The 13,386-nt window shown below is 59.9% G+C and carries 12 protein-coding genes and 1 tRNA gene; 7 read left to right on the plus strand and 6 right to left on the minus strand.

Going from position 1 to position 13,386, the window contains the following annotated elements:
• Window positions 1–4 precede the first annotated feature (4 nt).
• From lpoB to hinT, 4 genes are all read right to left on the minus strand, one after another.
• Window positions 5–601, minus strand: a complete 597-nt coding sequence (lpoB, locus tag ACTG2S_RS09445) for a penicillin-binding protein activator LpoB (RefSeq protein WP_439982378.1) — start codon at window positions 599–601, stop codon at window positions 5–7.
• The gene (locus ACTG2S_RS09450; RefSeq protein WP_064339841.1) at window positions 601–999 is read right to left on the minus strand and encodes a YcfL family protein; all 399 of its coding nucleotides are present in this window, start codon (window positions 997–999) and stop codon (window positions 601–603) included. The genes lpoB and ACTG2S_RS09450 overlap by 1 nt, the downstream gene beginning before the upstream one ends.
• Window positions 1,000–1,082: 83 nt before the next feature.
• On the minus strand, window positions 1,083–2,519 hold the full coding sequence (locus ACTG2S_RS09455; RefSeq protein WP_439982380.1) for a COG3014 family protein: 1,437 nt from the start codon (window positions 2,517–2,519) through the stop codon (window positions 1,083–1,085).
• Window positions 2,519–2,869: a purine nucleoside phosphoramidase gene (gene hinT / locus ACTG2S_RS09460; RefSeq protein WP_104015174.1), complete on the minus strand. Its 351-nt coding sequence runs from the start codon at window positions 2,867–2,869 to the stop codon at window positions 2,519–2,521. Before hinT ends, ACTG2S_RS09455 begins: the two co-directional genes overlap by 1 nt.
• Window positions 2,870–3,109: 240 nt before the next feature.
• On the opposite strand from hinT, the gene ACTG2S_RS09465 reads away from it, so the two are divergent.
• Window positions 3,110–5,122 carry a methyl-accepting chemotaxis protein gene (locus ACTG2S_RS09465; protein ID WP_439982381.1) on the plus strand — a complete coding sequence of 671 codons (2,013 nt, stop codon included), beginning with the start codon at window positions 3,110–3,112 and terminating at the stop codon, window positions 5,120–5,122.
• A gap of 71 nt (window positions 5,123–5,193) precedes the next feature.
• Here the strand turns inward: ACTG2S_RS09465 and ACTG2S_RS09470 are convergent, their stop codons facing one another.
• On the minus strand, window positions 5,194–6,069 hold the full coding sequence (locus ACTG2S_RS09470; protein WP_180349333.1) for a 6-pyruvoyl trahydropterin synthase family protein: 876 nt from the start codon (window positions 6,067–6,069) through the stop codon (window positions 5,194–5,196).
• Window positions 6,070–6,149: 80 nt separating this feature from the next.
• Here ACTG2S_RS09470 and ACTG2S_RS09475 point away from each other — a divergent pair, with 80 nt between their 5' ends.
• The 5 genes from ACTG2S_RS09475 (at window position 6,150) to ACTG2S_RS09495 (ending at window position 11,518) form a co-directional block, all read left to right on the plus strand.
• The gene (locus ACTG2S_RS09475; protein ID WP_194495737.1) at window positions 6,150–7,493 is read left to right on the plus strand and encodes a dihydroorotase; all 1,344 of its coding nucleotides are present in this window, start codon (window positions 6,150–6,152) and stop codon (window positions 7,491–7,493) included.
• Between the two features lie 112 nt (window positions 7,494–7,605).
• Window positions 7,606–7,682 (plus strand) — tRNA-Pro (locus ACTG2S_RS09480).
• A gap of 216 nt (window positions 7,683–7,898) precedes the next feature.
• Window positions 7,899–8,330: a CC0125/CC1285 family lipoprotein gene (locus ACTG2S_RS09485; protein WP_307896835.1), complete on the plus strand. Its 432-nt coding sequence runs from the start codon at window positions 7,899–7,901 to the stop codon at window positions 8,328–8,330.
• Between the two features lie 204 nt (window positions 8,331–8,534).
• Window positions 8,535–9,794, plus strand: a complete 1,260-nt coding sequence (locus ACTG2S_RS09490) for a dicarboxylate/amino acid:cation symporter (RefSeq protein ID WP_005334018.1) — start codon at window positions 8,535–8,537, stop codon at window positions 9,792–9,794.
• Between the two features lie 104 nt (window positions 9,795–9,898).
• Complete coding sequence (locus ACTG2S_RS09495; RefSeq protein WP_274160385.1) at window positions 9,899–11,518, plus strand: methyl-accepting chemotaxis protein; 1,620 nt, start codon at window positions 9,899–9,901, stop codon at window positions 11,516–11,518.
• A gap of 68 nt (window positions 11,519–11,586) precedes the next feature.
• On the opposite strand, the gene ACTG2S_RS09500 is transcribed toward ACTG2S_RS09495, so the two are convergent.
• Window positions 11,587–12,189 carry a DUF924 family protein gene (locus ACTG2S_RS09500; RefSeq protein WP_265775779.1) on the minus strand — a complete coding sequence of 201 codons (603 nt, stop codon included), beginning with the start codon at window positions 12,187–12,189 and terminating at the stop codon, window positions 11,587–11,589.
• Window positions 12,190–12,440: 251 nt separating this feature from the next.
• On the opposite strand from ACTG2S_RS09500, the gene ACTG2S_RS09505 reads away from it, so the two are divergent.
• Window positions 12,441–13,361, plus strand: a complete 921-nt coding sequence (locus ACTG2S_RS09505; RefSeq protein ID WP_019445488.1) for a DUF808 domain-containing protein — start codon at window positions 12,441–12,443, stop codon at window positions 13,359–13,361.
• Window positions 13,362–13,386 lie beyond the last annotated feature (25 nt).

The following is a 13,386-nucleotide window of genomic DNA, read 5'->3' on the forward strand; positions in this document are numbered from 1 at the left end:
CCTGTTACCAGCCAAAGGTGGATTTCTTCGCCTGTTTGCGGATCTCTTTCTGATCGGCCCACAGCAGTTCGCCGTTTTGCAGATCCATCAGGTTCATGGTCATCTGGTAGTAGACATCCTTCACCTTGCCATTGTCCTTGACGATGCTGGCGAGGTTGCCATAGACCATGTAGCGGGCACCGGTCTGCTTGCCCAGACGCACCATGGAGGCAGGATCCACCATGTCGCTGCTCTGCTGGTATTCGAGCTGCTGCTTGACGGCGGCCACCTTGCTCATGTCGACGAAGCGGAACTTGCCGGCCCGCAGCAACTTGGTGCGGATGGTATCGGTGATCGCTTCGGTATCGATGTGCTCGGAGGTCTTGTTGCGGATAGAGTCCATAAACATCACCGGACGACCGCCAGCGGTGATCTCGCTGGTGGCAGGGGAGGCGAGCATGGAGTCCGCCATCTTGTCGGCGATGGCCTGCAGGTCGCTTGAGCCGTAATCGACGGTAACGGTTTCGGTTTCAGTGGGATCGCCATAGCTGACGGTAGTGCTGGAGCAGCCGCCCAAGAGCAACGCGCCAGTCAGGATCAGCAGGGCATGATTCATTTTCATCAGTAGGATTCCTCAATCACTTCGCGTACGTAAATCCGGTAACCTTGCGCCGCCGGGCTGGGCGCCAGGGCCGAGAGGGTGCGGGTCTGATAGCCATGCAGCTTGATGGGGGTCCAGCCGCGGCCATCGCTGGCGACCTCCTGACCGGCCTCATCATACCAATAGAAGATATATTGCAGCTTGTTATCGCCGCGCTGGGTGCTGGCGGCGGCCACATTGACCTGCAGCAGGCCATTTTGCTGGCGGCGGCTCAGCTCGGTCAGGGTGACGTTGACGTTTTGATGCTGCTCTGCCACTGGTGCACCGCCCGCCGGGCCATAGAGCGCCACGCCGGAGGTGTTGGTGGCGCAGCCGGTCAGCAGCAGCGCGAGCCCGAGGGCCAACCCGTATGCTTTCATCTTGCTCTCCTTAATCGGGGTGAGTGGGGCCGCGAGTGTGCCTGCCCGGTTAATTGTCTTGCTCATCTCTCTTCGCCGTCTGCTCAGAGCGGCATCACCCTGGTGGTCAGACCGGCGCCGAGGCGCTGTACCCAGACCAGGGTTGTGCGGCCCTTGTGGATGGTGAGCGGCAATTGCCGCTGGGCTGCCCCCGCGCCCAGGGTGAGATTGATTTCACCTGCCGGCACCATCCCCTGCCAGCTCGATGCCTGAGCTGGCAGCGTCAGCCAACTGCGGGTATCGGCCCGCTCCGAGAGGGTGTTGAAGATCCCCACCAGAATATTGCCCACATCCCCTCCCTCTTTGGCGGCGGTGCGGCGCATCTGCTCCTTGGCCACCAGTCGCAGCGCCTGGCGGGTCAGCATGCCGGGCAGCCGCTCCTGCAGATCTTTGGCGGCCAGCGCTTCCAGCCTGACCAGCTCGCTGGTCTGCCAGGCCCGTTTGCCGACTTCCACCGTCAGCGGGCCGGTGTCGCTGGCCCGATTATCGTAATAGGGGATGGCGACGGTAAAGGTGCGAAAATCGCCGCGGGAGGTGGAGATGGGGAGCGGCAGGAACAGTTCGCGCCGTGCCGGGATCAAACCATCTTCAAACAGCACCACCAGCTGGCCTTGATCTTTTGCAAGCGGCGGCGCTTTGCGGCCTATCTTTTTCTCGGTCTCGCGGATCTCGTCCGGCGCGCCGCGCAGCACCGCCAGACGCAGCAAGGCATCCTGCAGGCTGCGGTTGTCCGGCGCTATCTGGTAGCCGCGCTGGTAATCGACCCAGGCGTCGTTGAGATCCCCCGCAGCCTCATAGAGCACGGCGGAAAAGTAGAAGGTATAGGCGTTCTGGAAACCGTTCTTGACCTTGCCGATCAGCCGGTCGAGCTCGGGTGCGCCGCGCGACATCAGCTGGCGCATCTCCCCCTCGGTCTCGGCCTCTTCGCTCTCATCCTTCGCTTTGCGCACCTCGTCAGCTCGCCGTTTGAGGGCCTGCTCCTGCACCTGATTGGCCCGGCGTACCTCCACCAGGGCGCCATCGGCATCCCCTCGTTGCAGGTAGTTGAGGGCCAGATAGTGGTGCAGCATGGTGCGTTCGTAATCGGGGGTGAGGTAGGCCATCGACTGGTCGTTGGTGAGCAGGCTGCCCACCTGATCCAGACCGTGGCTCAGCCGGTATTCGGCCTGATTGTCTTCCCACTGAAGGCGGCTGTCGGCGGCAGAAAACGCCTGCTTGCTGCCCGCATCCTGACCGGCGAGCCAGGCGATGCGCCCCTCTTCAAGGCGATCGAGGACAAAGGTGTCATCGCCGAGAGTGGAGTCGCGCACCTCGGGCAGCGCCTCGGCGGCATGGCCCAGCAGCAGCTGGTTGCGCAGCGGCACCATCTGATCGGAGTAGGAGACGAACATATCTTGCCAGCGGGAGGCGCAGCCCCCCAGCAACAGCAGGGCGCCGCAGAGCAGCAGGGCGCTGCGGCAGGTGGCGATGTAGCGAGTCATTACAGGCTGAGCAGCGGTCCCAGCGGCTGGCCACCGACCAGATGCATGTGGATGTGGTAAACCTCCTGCCCGCCGTGGCGGTTGCAGTTCATGATGAGGCGGTAGCCATCCTCGGCAATACCCGCGTCGGCGGCGAGCTTGCGGGCCACGGTGAACATCCGCCCAAGGGCCAGCTCGTGCTCCGGCTCCACATCGTTGACGGTGGGGATCAGCACATTGGGAATGATCAGCACGTGGGTCTTGGCTTTGGGCTGGATGTCCCGAAAAGCGGTCACCAGCTCGTCCTGATAAAGGATGTCGGCGGGGATCTCTTTACGGATGATTTTGCTGAAAATGGTTTCTTGCGCCATGGCTAACTCCCTTATGAGAAAAAGAAAATCGAATTTGGATCCCAAGCGGCTCCGCGCCGCACGGCAAGTGTGACACAAGCCGAGATTTGACACAGCTGATGTCCCATTCCCTTCAGTTATTGTTAAAAATACCGATAGCCGGAGAGACGTCATCTGTAGCGCCTGTTCAGGGTGGTCTGCAGGGTATCAAAAGGACGGGGTACTCAGGCAAGGGACTTTTGCATATACAGCGGGATAATAATGAAACAATCAATGTCGGATCTCTCCATCTTGCAGCGGGTCTATCTCGGCTTCGCTATTCTGGTGGCCGTGATGGTGGCCAGCTCACTGCTCACATTTCGTAGTCAGGAGACCCTCGGCGGGGCGCTGGAACAGGTTACCCAGCAGTCGATGCCGCTGGTGATCGCCAGCAGTCAGACCCAGATCTCTCTGCTCAGCGCCAACAAGTGGCTCGGGGATGTGCTGACCGAGCAGGACCCCAAACAGCTGCCGGCCGAAGTGGCCGAGCTGAAACAGGCCAAGGCGCAGGTCGACAAGACCCTGGCCGCCTTGCGGCAGCAGGTGGCCGAACACCCCGAGCTGCAAGGGGAGATGAGCAGCCTCAGCCAGCAGGTCGACAGCTACCTGCAGCTGACCGATACCCTGCCCGGCGAGCACGAGGCGCTGCTCACCCGACTGCACAAGGTCAATCTGGCCAAGGGGCAATTTCAGGTCAGTCTGCCCCAGTTCAAGAAGAGTCTGGGTGACATGATGGTCACCATCGACGACAGCTTTATCAAGATGCTCTCCGAGACCCTGACCACCAAGCTCTCCGCCATCGAACTCTCCACCATGGACGCCCTCAATCAGACCATTCCGGCCCCCATCGAAGGGGCGCTCAAGCGCAACAAGATGCAGATCGAGGGGTTCAACAGCACCATCAAGGATCTGCAGGGGGAGCTGAAGAACTTCGAGAACGACATGGGCCACTATGTTCACGGCTTTGTGCGCGACACCACCGCAAGCGAAGGCGTGCTCTCCCAGTATCTGGCGCTGATGAAGCAGCAGGAACAGATGCGGGAGAAGAGCAAGCAGGCGAGCGCTCTCATCGTCGAGATCCAGAACCAGCTTGAGCGGATCACCGGCCAGAGTCAGCAGCTGATGAGTCAAAGCATTCAGCACGCCAAAGCCAAACAGAGCCAGAGCACCCTGACACAGGGAACCAGCATCGTCGTCGCCATCCTGATCGCCATGCTGGTGGCTTATACCTTGGGCAAGGCCATTCGCCGTCCGCTCAGGGAGTTGCTGCGGGTGCTGACCGAAGTGACCCAGGGCGACATGACCCAGCGCATCGGTTTTCAGAGCAAGAACGAATTCGGCCAGCTGGGCAGCCAGATCAACCTGCTGATTGCCCAGATGGGGGAGGTGCTGGCACAGCTTTCACAAGCGTCTGCCCAGCTTAACGATGCCGCCCACGGCAACCGCCACACTACCGAATCAGTGCGGGCGGATCTGGAAAAACAGCGGCAGGAGACCGCCTCGGTCGCCGCCGCCATGACCCAGATGGAGGCCTCGGTGCGCGAGGTGGCGCAGGCTGCCAATCAGACCCTGGAGCGGGTGCAGGATGTGGAGAAGGCCTCCGAGATGGGGCGCAAGGTGATGGCAGGCAATATCACCACCACTCATCAACTGGCGGGCAAGCTGCAACAGACCGGCAAGGTGATTGGTGATGTGAGTGCCATGAGCAGCCAGATCGGCAACATCCTCGATGTCATTCGCGGCATCGCCGAGCAGACCAACCTGCTGGCCCTCAACGCCGCCATCGAAGCGGCGCGGGCCGGCGAGCAGGGGCGCGGATTTGCGGTGGTGGCGGATGAGGTGCGCAGTCTGGCGGGCCGCACCGCCCAGTCCACCAGCGAAATCCAGACCATGATCGAAAACCTGCAGCAGGGGGTTGCCAAGGCGGTGACCGTGATGCAGGAGTGCTCTCGCGAGATGGACAGTTGCGTGGATCAGAGCTCTCACGCCAACAACGCCATGGAGGAAGTGCAGGGGATTGTGGTGCTGATCAGCGACATGTCGAGCCAGATCGCCTCTGCCGCCGAGCAGCAGCAGGCCACCAGCGCCGATATCGCCACCAACCTCAACCGCATCTCCGATATCTCGGATCTCAACTATCAGGGGATTGAGCGGGTAGCCGAGACCAGCCAGCAGCTGGACTCCCTTGCCGAGCAGCAGGAGAGCCTGGTCAAGCGCTTCCGCCTCAGCGCCTGATGGTCGAGAGTTGAAACAACAAGGCCCCGCAGATGCGGGGCCTTCTCTTTATTGCGGCTGCGACAAGGGGATCAGGCGTAGGCAATCGCGCCCTTGCCGACCCCTTCATAGGCGACAATCTTGACGAACTTGTCGCCCACCATCTTCTTCACTTCGCGGGCGATATAGCAGGCCAGCAGCTCAACCGTGGTGTCGGTGTCGATCATCTCCACCTCGGTGCTGGGGATGGCCAGCTGGAACAGCCCTTGCGGCGCCACATATTTGAAGCCGCAGTGATGCTCGCCAAGCTGGGCATTGGCGCGAGGGCTCAAAGCGAGCTCGGTCAGTGCCACCTTGTCCTCCTCGGTGCCGAGGTAGATATCGCCCCAGCGTTCGGCCCAGTTGAGCTCAAGCTCCTGGTCGCGCTCGCCATCGACGTGGATCTCGATGGGAGAGCGGTGGCCGTGGGCGATACGCTGGCAGTTGCCATCGTGCTTTTTCAGGCCATGGCTGTAGTGGTAGAAGGCGCCGGTGATCGCCTCCTGACGCAGGGTCAGGGAGAGATCCTTGATATTGCCCGGCAGCCGTTTGGCAAGTACCGCCAGCAGGTAGCGGGTCACCGACTCTTTATCAACTTGTGGGGCCGGGATAAAGGCAAAGCCCTGGGATGGACAGCGCAGATGGATGGAGCGACCCGGGCGCAGCAGATCCACTGTGCTTTCGTCACCATCCAGAGCCTCAACGTGGATCAGCGGGCACTCGGTCGGCACCAGCAGCTTGTGGTCCACCTCTTCATCAATGATCGACTTGATCAGCTTCTTTACCCGGCCAAAGTCCAGCAGCATGCTCATTTCGTTGAGCTCACCGCTCATTTCGATATCTACCAGCCAGCTCTCACCCACCATGCCGCGGCGTTCGCACAGGTAGCTGGAGTCGATCACGGTCAAATCTCTTACAAATAACTTCATCAGTCAGGCCTTGCTACAGAGAAAGGGCAGTTTTGCGCTATTATGACCCGCGATTATCGGCAAAGGAACTGGAACCCCCCATGAACAAACTGCTTATCAAGAATGCCACCCTGGTCAACGAAGGCCGTATCTATGCCTCCGATGTGTTGATCGAGGGGGAACGGATTGCCCGCATCGCCCCGGATATCGAGGCGCCCGATGCGCTGGTTATCGATGCCGCAGGTCGCCATCTCATCCCCGGAATGATCGATGATCAGGTCCACTTCCGGGAGCCGGGATTGATCCACAAGGGGACTATCGCCAGCGAATCCCGCGCCGCCGTCGCCGGTGGCACCACCAGTTTCATGGAAATGCCCAACGTCAATCCCCAGACCACCACCCTCGACGCCCTCGAAGCCAAATACCAGATCGCCGCCAACTCCTCCGTCGCCAACTACAGCTTCTATCTCGGCGCCACCAACGACAACCTTGAAGAGATCAAGCGTCTCGACCCCAAGCAGTCCTGCGGGGTCAAGGTGTTTATGGGCTCCTCGACCGGCAACATGCTGGTGGACAATCAGGAGACCCTGGCGGCCATCTTCCGCGAAAGCCCGGTGATGATCGTCACCCACTGCGAAGACACCCCGACCATCGCCAAGGCGGAAGAGGCGGCGCGGGCCAAGTGGGGCGAGAATGTGCCGATGGGCGAGCACGGCCGCATTCGCAGTGACGAGGCGTGCTACAAATCCTCAAGCATGGCGGTGGCGCTGGCGAAAAAATACGGTGCCAAGCTGCATGTGCTGCATCTGACCTCGGCCAAGGAGCTGTCGCTGTTTACCGCCAGCCACGACCTGAGCGAGCTGAAGGACAAGAACATCACCGCCGAGGTATGTGTTCACCACCTCTTCTTCAATGAAGCCGATTACGAGACCCAGGGCAGCCTGATCAAGTGCAACCCTGCGGTGAAGAGTGCCGCCGACCAGCAGGCACTGCTGGATGCGGTACGCAACGACGTGCTCGATATCATCGCCACCGACCACGCGCCCCACACCTGGGAAGAGAAGCAGAACAGCTACTTCAAGGCGCCGTCCGGCGTACCGCTGGTGCAGCACTCTTTGCAGGCGCTGCTGGAGCTCTACCACAACGGCGTGTTTACCCTGGAGACTATCGTCAAGAAGACCTCCCACGCGGTAGCCGAGCGCTTCCAGGTGCAGGATCGCGGTTATATCCGCGAGGGGTATTTCGCTGATCTGGTGCTGCTGGATCTGGGCAAGCCCTATGTGGTCAACGATGACAACATCCTCTACCACTGTGGCTGGTCGCCCTTCAACGGCTACCGCTTCCACAGCACGGTGGAGATGACGCTGGTGAACGGCCAGATCGCCTGGCAAAACGGGCAGGTGACTGACCAGATCCTGGGCAAGCGGCTGACCTTTAACCGCTGATTGTTCGCAAAGCAGGCGAACGCACCGTGGCCGAGGAATTGGCGGCGTTTCCCTGTTGACAGGGCAGGGTCATCTCCATAAACTCTGCCCCCGTCAGCCGAGCTGACTCCGTCGGTGTGTAGCGCAGCCAGGTAGCGCATCTGCATGGGGTGTAGAGGGTCGGAGGTTCGAATCCTCTCACACCGACCAAATTCCCCGGTAAAGGCCTTGTCAAACGACAAGGCCTTTTCTTTTGCCTGCAATTTGCCGCACAGGCGCGAAGCCAGTGGTGATGCATGCTGGTCGCTGCTGGCGTGAGTCGATTGTGCAGCCACCGCGCTTTATGGTGTAGTAACAACTCTGTTGCTCATTTGCCTGGCGAGGCCTTTCGTGTCTGCATCCGTATCTAAACCCTGTTGTCTGCTGATGCTCACCCTGCTGCTGGTGGGCTGCGCCACCCCTTACGAGAGTGAAAAGTCATTCTGGAACGGCCAGACCGGTTTCTCCCAGACCCGGCTTGGCCCGGACAAGTGGCAACTGGAGTTTGTCGGCAACGATCTGGTGGACAGGGAGACCGCCCGCAAATATGTACTCAAGCGGGCAGGGGAGCTGGCACTGGCAGAGGGTTACTCCTGGCTCAAGGTCGATGAGCTGACCATTAACCGCGATGCCGTCAGGGTGACCCCATCACGGCCGATCTTTGGCTTTGACGAGGATGAACCGGATCTCTTTATGGCCCAGATGCAGGTGCAGCATACCATCTCGGCGCTGCTCACTTTTCGCCTGTTGCCACGGGCACTCGATGAGCGAGCTCTGAATGCGAAATATCTCGCCGAAATCAAAATAAACAGTGATTAATATTGGTGGTTTGCAAGATCCATATCACATACACCTAATGGCAGGATAAAATTCTGGATAAAGCCTCTAGATTTACCCCCTGCTTTTAGGCATTCTCCCAGCATACCAGCCGCCAGGAATCAACGGCTCGGATCACAAAAACGGACTGTAGTGGCTCCCACGCCACTGTTTACGGCTTGCACCAATCAAAACCGGGACTCCCCCATGAAAATGAATAAACTGACGGTCGCCATCCTCATCTCCATGATGTTTGGCATCCTCACCGGCCAGGGCTATCGGATGTTTGCCGCAGATCAGGCTGCGGATTTCGCCAATAACATCACGATCCTGACCGATATCTTCCTGCGCCTGATCAAGATGATCATCGCTCCCCTGGTCTTCACCACCCTGGTGGTCGGTATCGCCAAGATGGGCGACACCCGCACCGTGGGGCGTATCGGTGCCAAGACCCTCGGCTGGTTCATGCTGGCCTCCCTGATGTCCCTGAGCCTGGGTCTGGTGATGGTGACCCTGATGCAGCCGGGTGTGGGGCTTTCGCTCTCCCTGCCCAATGACACCGCCAGCTCGGGCATTGCTGCCGGTGCCATTACCCTGAAAGATTTCGTGACCCACGCCATTCCCAAGAGCGTGGTCGAGGCGATGGCCACCAACGAGATCCTGCAGATCGTGGTCTTCTCCCTCTTCTTCGGTCTGGCTGCCGCCGCGCTCGGCGATCTGGCCAAGCCGGTAGTGGTGCTGATGGCCAGCGCTGCCGAGATCATGCTGAAAGTGACCGGTTATGTGATGAACTTTGCGCCGTTCGCGGTGTTTGGCGCCATCGCTGCCATGGTGGCCAAAGAGGGGCTGGGTATTCTGGTTACCTACGGCAGCTTTATGGCCCAGTTCTACATCGCGCTGGCCTGCCTCTGGCTGCTGCTGATCGCCATGGGCAGCGTCTTCCTGCGTGGCCGTGTCATCAAGCTGCTGGCGATGATCCGCGAACCCATCCTGCTGGCCTTCTCGACTGCCAGCTCCGAAGCGGCCTATCCGAAGACCCTGGATCGTCTGGAGAAGTTCGGTTGTGACAAGCGCATCGCCAGCTTCGTGCTGCCGATGGGTTACTCCTTCAACCTCGACGGCTCCATGATGTACTGCACCTTCGCGGTGATGTTCATCGCCCAGGCGTATGGCATCGAGCTCTCCATGGCCCAGCAGATCACCATGCTGCTGCTGTTGATGGTCACCTCCAAGGGGATGGCTGGGGTACCGCGTGCCTCTCTGGTGGTGATTGCCGCTACCCTGAACCAGTTCCATATTCCGGAAGCGGGCATCCTGCTGCTGCTGGGGATCGATCACTTCCTCGACATGGGCCGCTCTGCCACCAACGTGCTGGGCAACGCCATCGCCGCCAGCGTGGTTGCCAAGACCGAAGACAGTCTGGGTGAAACTGTCGCGCTGGGTGAGAGTGAGCCAGCCAAGGCCTGATCACAACGCTATGAAAAATAAACAACAACGGCCCGCCAATGCGGGCCGTTGTTGTTTATGGCTCGTCTACACTGCTAGATAGTTTTTATCTGGAGTGTACGGTTATGAACATTGCTCGTCGGCTTCAACTGATAGCGCTGCTGGTTATGCTGGCGCTTGTTTTCCTCAGCTGGTTCAGTATCAACCGCCTTGGGGCTGGCAATCGAGACTTGAGCTATGTGACGGACAATACGGTGCCCAGTATTGCGCTGATCAAGGAGGTGCAGGCTGCATTTTATGAGCTGCACTCCCGGGTTCAAAGCCATATCCTCAACACCGACAATGACAAGATGCAGCAGATAGAAGCGGATATTGCCGAGCATCGCAAACAGATCAATTCGCAACTGGAGAAATATAAAGCAGAGATGCTCTCCAATGACGAAGACCGACGCCTGACCGACGATGATCAGCGCATTATCGCGCAATATTATCAGGAGATAGACAAGGTTCTGCAGCTCTCCAGACAAAACAAGAACGATGAAGCGCGAGACATGCAGGCAGGAGAAGCCACCAGAGTGTTCCAGCAGTTTGCCAAGGCAATCGAGCTCCACGTCAACTTCAATATGGATTTGGGACTGGCGCTCAAGAAGCAGGGCCAGGAGAATTATGACAACAGCCTGCAAACCCTGTTGTTTATCGCCGGTGGTGCCACCGTACTGACGATGGGGCTGTTTGTCTGGTTGTTCAATCAGGTGGCCAATCCCCTTCGCACCGCCATGGATACCCTGACCCGGATCCAGCGTGACCTCAACTTTACCCTGAGAGCAGATGTTAAACAGCAGGATGAGATTGGCCTGACCCTCAATGCGGTCAACCGGCTGCTCGATACGCTGCAACAGACATTTACCGAATTTTCCGTAGGCAGCTTGCAGATCAAGAGCACTGCCGAATCCCTCTCTCAGGCAGCGCAGCACCTGGCCAGCTCGGCTAATCAGGCCAATGATGCCACCAGTCTGATAGCCGCCGGTGTGGAAGAGATGACGGTCAGCATCACCGATATCTCCCAGCGCACTCAGGAGACGAGCCGCATCACCAACGAGTCGGGGCAACTGGCGACCGAAGGGGGCCGGACCATTGAGCGCACCGTTCATGCCATCAACGAGATCGCCGACTCGATCCGGCAGGCCTCGGCCGAGGTCATTGCGCTGGGTGAGGGCATTTCGCGCATTGGCGGTGTGGTCAACGTGATCCGTGATGTGGCGGGGCAGACCAACTTGCTGGCCTTGAACGCGGCCATTGAAGCGGCGAGGGCCGGGGAGTCCGGCCGTGGTTTTGCGGTAGTAGCGGATGAGGTGCGCAAACTGGCTGAGCGCACAGCCCAATCCACTCAGGAGATCTCCGCCACCGTAGAGGCGATCCAGCAGGAGTCGAACAATACGGTCTCCCGCATGCATCTTGTGGAGGAGAAGGTGAGCCAGGGGGTCACCATGGCGACCGAGAGTGGAGCCATTATTGCCGAAATCCGCAGTGCGTCGCACCGGGTGATGGAGCAGGTGGGCGAGATCACCAATGCCATCCGCGAGCAGAGCTCTGCCGCCGAGTCGATCGCTCATCAGGTGGAGCAGATTGCTCAGGTCGTGCAGCAGACCAGCAGCACAGCGGAAGAGACCTCAGCCGCCGCCGAGGAGCTCAATGTCACCACCGAGAGCATCCACCAGCAGATATCCCGCTATCGCATTCAGTAACGCCGACGGTTGTTATCCATCCGCTATCCCCGCCAGCCAGCTGGCGGGGATTTTTTTATATGGCTTGCTTAGAAGCCTGAGCCCGGTTGCTGCAAAAATGCCGCCTCTTCCGGTGTGCTGGTGCGACCGAGTATGTCGTTGCGGTGGGGGAAGCGGCCAAAGCGTTCGATGATCACCTGATGGCGGCGGGCAAAGTCGGCAAATCCGGCAAACGTTGCTTGCGCCGGTGTGCCAGCCTGCTCGGCAGCCAGTGCCTCGAACAGCGCCACACTTCTGGCCTGTTGTTCGCGGGATTCGGCATGCTCCAGCGGCAGATAGAAGAAGACCCGCTCCAGTGGCGAGAGGGATTTGTCCGCCCCGATGGATAGCCCTTTCAGGCAGAGATCCCTGGCCAGCGGATCCTGGTCAAAGGCCGCAGGCGTGCCGCGATGGATATTGCGGGGCAACTGGTCAAGCAGCAGGATCAGCGCCAGCCGACCGCTGGGAGCATCGGCCCAGTGGGCGAGGCAGCCCTCGGCTGCGGCCTGTGCCAGCTCGCCAAAGCGGCTGGCCAGCAGGGCATCCGTTTCGCTGTTTTTTCCCCACCAGAGGAGGGCTTGCCGTGTGGCCCGCAGGACATCATCGGCTTCGTCGCCAAACCAGAGATCGAGCAGAGGTTGCCAGGGTTGCATGGGAACTCCTTGAGGTGATTCAGAGGGAACCAGGAACAAATGGCTCAGGGGTGCTGCCGAAACGGCGGCTTCTCGTTACACTGTGCCATCTTTTGCCCGAAAGACGTAACCCCCCGATGGCGAGCGCCGGATTTTTGGCTCGGCCGATGATGGCCTGCGATCGCCATGAGGTGGTCCTGTTGACCCTGGTGGTTATCGGGATGTACATCTCTCTCGCGGTGTTGTTCTCACTGATATAAGGAATCTTTGATATGGCCGGAACCAGTTTGTTGGCCCTGCTCGACGATATCGCCAGCGTGCTCGATGACGTGGCGCTGATGACCAAGATGGCGGCCAAGAAGACCGCCGGGGTGTTGGGTGATGATCTGGCCCTCAACGCGGAGCAGGTCTCCGGGGTGCGCGCCGAGCGGGAGTTGCCGGTGGTGTGGGCGGTGGCCAAGGGGTCATTTCGCAACAAGCTGATTCTGGTGCCCGCCGCCATCGCCATCAGTGCCCTGGTGCCCTGGCTTATCACGCCGCTCTTGATGCTGGGAGGTGCCTACCTCTGCTTTGAGGGGGCCGAGAAGCTGGCCCACAAGTTCCTGCCCCATGAGGCGAGTGAGGGTGAGGCACATACTGCTCCTATTCCCGATGATTTGGCCGCGTTTGAGCAGCAGAAGGTGAAGGGAGCGATCCGCACCGATTTTATTCTCTCTGCCGAGATCATCGTCATCGCCCTTGGCACGGTACAGGGAGCAAGCCTCGCGCTGCAGCTCTCGGTAGTGGCGGGCATCGCCCTGCTGATGACCATCGGGGTCTACGGGTTGGTGGGGCTGATCGTCAAGCTCGATGACATCGGTCTGCATCTGTTGCAAAAGCCCGATGGCAGCGCCCTGCGCCGCGCGGTGGGGCAGGGACTGCTGGTGACGGCGCCCCGCCTGATGCACCTGCTGGCACTGGTCGGCACCATCGCCATGTTTATGGTGGGTGGCGGCATTCTGGTGCATGGCTGGCCTTTTGCCCATCACCTGATTGAAGGCGCAGCCGCTGTCGTTGCCACCCTGCCCACTGTGGGGGCCGTACTGGCGGCGGTGACGCCGACCTTGCTCAACGCCGTGGCCGGTGTGGTGGCGGGTCTGCTGCTAGTTGCTGTGATGACGCTGGTGAGCCGTCTTGCCCCGGCCAAGGGATAAGCGAGCTTGCGGGCCATTTTCTCTT

The organism is Aeromonas sp. 82P, assembly GCF_051919365.1.
Taxonomy (GTDB): Bacteria; Pseudomonadota; Gammaproteobacteria; order Enterobacterales; family Aeromonadaceae; genus Aeromonas; species Aeromonas veronii.